At 63.1% G+C, this 2,807-nt stretch carries 3 protein-coding genes; all 3 read left to right on the plus strand.

Annotation, left to right across the window (positions count from 1 at the left end):
• Positions 1-774 (plus strand): asparagine synthase C-terminal domain-containing protein (locus BP858_RS12180; RefSeq protein ID WP_286879579.1); only part of this gene is annotated, 774 nt, incomplete at its 5' end.
• A gap of 651 nt (positions 775-1,425) precedes the next feature.
• Positions 1,426-1,695, plus strand: coding sequence for an Asp-tRNA(Asn)/Glu-tRNA(Gln) amidotransferase subunit GatC (gene gatC, locus BP858_RS12185; protein WP_286879580.1), 270 nt, complete (start codon positions 1,426-1,428; stop codon positions 1,693-1,695).
• Positions 1,696-2,807 (plus strand): Asp-tRNA(Asn)/Glu-tRNA(Gln) amidotransferase subunit GatA (gene gatA / locus BP858_RS12190; RefSeq protein WP_286879581.1); only part of this gene is annotated, 1,112 nt, incomplete at its 3' end.

Here is a 2,807-nt window from a genome sequence, read left to right on the forward strand (position 1 = left end):
GTAGCCCGGATAGCCCCTGACCCCCCATCCTGCACGCTTGAGGAGGCGATCATCACCGCGGTCAACCTCAGGAGCGACGAAGGGGTGGTGGCGTTCTCAGGCGGGGTGGACTCAGGCCTCATCGCCGGGCTTGCCGATCTCCCCTGCGTGGCGGTAGGGATCGAGGGGTCGCACGACATCATATGGGCGACGAAGGCTGCCCTGATGATGGAACTTGACCTCGAGGTCGTCACCCCGACAGAAGAGGAGGTCGCAGAAGCGCTTGCCCGGGTGGTCAGGGTGATCCCGGACCCGGCAAACCCGGTCGAGGCCTCGATCGCGACGACCCTCTTCTTCGTCGCCGCCCGGGCGCGGGAGCTCGGGCATACCCGGATCCTCGCCGGGCAGGGGGCGGACGAGCTCTTCGGCGGCTACGCCCGCTACCTCTCCTCCCCTGACCTCGCGGCAGAACTCGAGCGGGATGTTGCAGACCATGAGCGCCAGAGGGCGCGGGACCAGGCGGTGGCGACGCTCCACGGGACGTACTTCTCGATGCCCTACCTCGACATCCGGGTGGTGCGCGCCGCACAGGCGATCCCGTCCGGTGAGAAGGTGTGCGGGGGGGTGCGAAAACGCCCCCTCCGGGCGGTCGCAGAACGTCATATCCCCGCTGAAATCGCCAGGGCCGAGAAGAAAGCGATGCAGTACGGGAGCGGGATCTGGCGGACAATACAGGGGCTCGCACGCCGGAACGGCCATAGACGGGTTGCCGAGTACCTGGAAACGCTATCATGAGCGGTCGGAACACCCGAGGATGAACCAGCCCGGAAGCACCGCAGGAGCATATTGATACCCATCGTGCTCTGGGCCCGGCTTTTGCGGGGTGGGGGAGACTCCCTCTCCTGCTCCCACCCCACGGCGGGAGGGCTGCTTTCATCCGTGCAGCATGAGGCTCTCCCCCATGTGCGTTTTACACGTAACGTTGCCTCTCGTGTTGCCGCGAAGGGCGCGAAGGGAAGGTCGGGGTAGCAATCCTAGGGTCTTCGCGCCTTCGCGTTCTTCGCGTGAGGTGACGATCCTCCACGCACCAGGACCCGCAAAATTAGGTAAAATGGTCCGCTATTGATACGATTTCCATTAAATCATCCATGAGGCACAGCGAGAGGCCGCGCATCGATTCCTGCCGGCAGCTTTCGGGACAACAGTGCGATCCCCGGAGGCGGTGCGCGGATCATCTCCCCTTTTCATTCTACCTGATGTTTTGTGGGGCGCTGGATGCGGACACTTTTATTACTATGAGAGATTCAACCTTCAGGGTAACCGAAAACACCGACTGAAACAGAGTTGTTTCCCAGGTTACAAACACCAAATCATTCTGTTGAGTGTATCAAAACGGTTATAAAAAGTCGGTACAAGGGTACTTAACTGAGATCAGCAGGGCAAAATATGATTACTGAGAGCGATATTGAGCATATAGCAGAACTTGCGGATATCGGCATATCGAAAGACGAGGTGCCGGAATTCACCCTTCAGTTCAACGCGATCCTGGAATACTTCGAGGTTCTCGACAGCGTGGAGGGCGAGGGCGCCCCCGCCGCCGGGACTACCAATGTCTTCAGGGAGGACGAGCCCTGGCCCAGCCTCCCGCAGGAGGCGGTCCTCGCAAACGCAGGGTCGACCGAGGACGGGTTCATCAAGGCGCCGAGGGTGATGTGAGTGGCGGGAACCCTGAACTTCTCGCCCGACGACCGCTACAACGCCTTCATCACCACCTGCCGCGAGGCACCGTTCGGTGATGGTGCGCTCGCCGGCGTCGCCATCGCGGTCAAGGACAACATCTCCACGGCAGGTATCCGGACCACCTGTGCGTCCCGGATCCTCGAGGGCTACGTCCCGCCGTACGATGCCCACGTCGTGGAACTCCTCCGGAGGGAAGGGGCCGCGATCGTCGGCAAGACCAACATGGACGAGTTCGGCATGGGCTCGACCACCGAGACGAGCGCGTTCGGCCCCACCAGAAATCCGGTCGACCCGTCAAGGGTTCCGGGCGGCTCTTCGGGCGGGAGCGCCGCTGCGGTCGCCGCAGGCCTCGTCCCGATGGCGCTCGGCACCGACACGGGCGGCTCGATCCGGTGCCCCGCGGCGTTCTGCGGGATCGTGGGGTTCAAACCCACCTACGGCCGGGTCTCCCGCTACGGTCTCATCGCCTACGCAAACTCCCTTGAGCAGATCGGACCGATGGCACGGACGGTCGAGGATGTATCAAGGCTCATGTCGGTGATCGCGCGCTACGACCCCCGCGACTCGACGATGCTCGATCGGCCGTACGATCACCAGCCTTCAGCAAATATCAGCGGCCTGCAGGTCGGGGTACCTGAAGAGTACTTCGGCGAAGGGGTGGACGAGCGCGTCGCAAAGAGAGTCCGGGATGCCATCGGCATCCTCGAGGACCTCGGGGCCACCACGGTCCCGGTGAGCATCCCCGGCATGCGGTATGCGCTTGCGGCCTACTACGTCATCTGCACGAGCGAGGCCTCCTCGAATCTCGCGCGGTTCGATGGCGTCCGTTACGGCCCGGCGGTCGATACCAGAAAGACCTGGCACGAGGCCTACCAGGATCTGCGACAGGCGAACTTTGGGGCCGAAGTCAGGCGCCGTATCATGCTCGGGACCTTCACCCTCTCGGCCGGCTACACCGGCAGGTACTACGCGAAGGCCCAGGTGGCCCGCCGGAATATCGCCCGGGACTTCGAACGGGCGTTTTGCGATGTCGATATCATCGCCGGCCCGACGATGCCGACCGTAGCCTTCCGTCTCGGCGAGAAGAA

The organism is Methanoculleus sp. UBA413, assembly GCF_002502935.1.
Taxonomy (GTDB): domain Archaea; phylum Halobacteriota; class Methanomicrobia; order Methanomicrobiales; family Methanoculleaceae; genus Methanoculleus; species Methanoculleus bourgensis.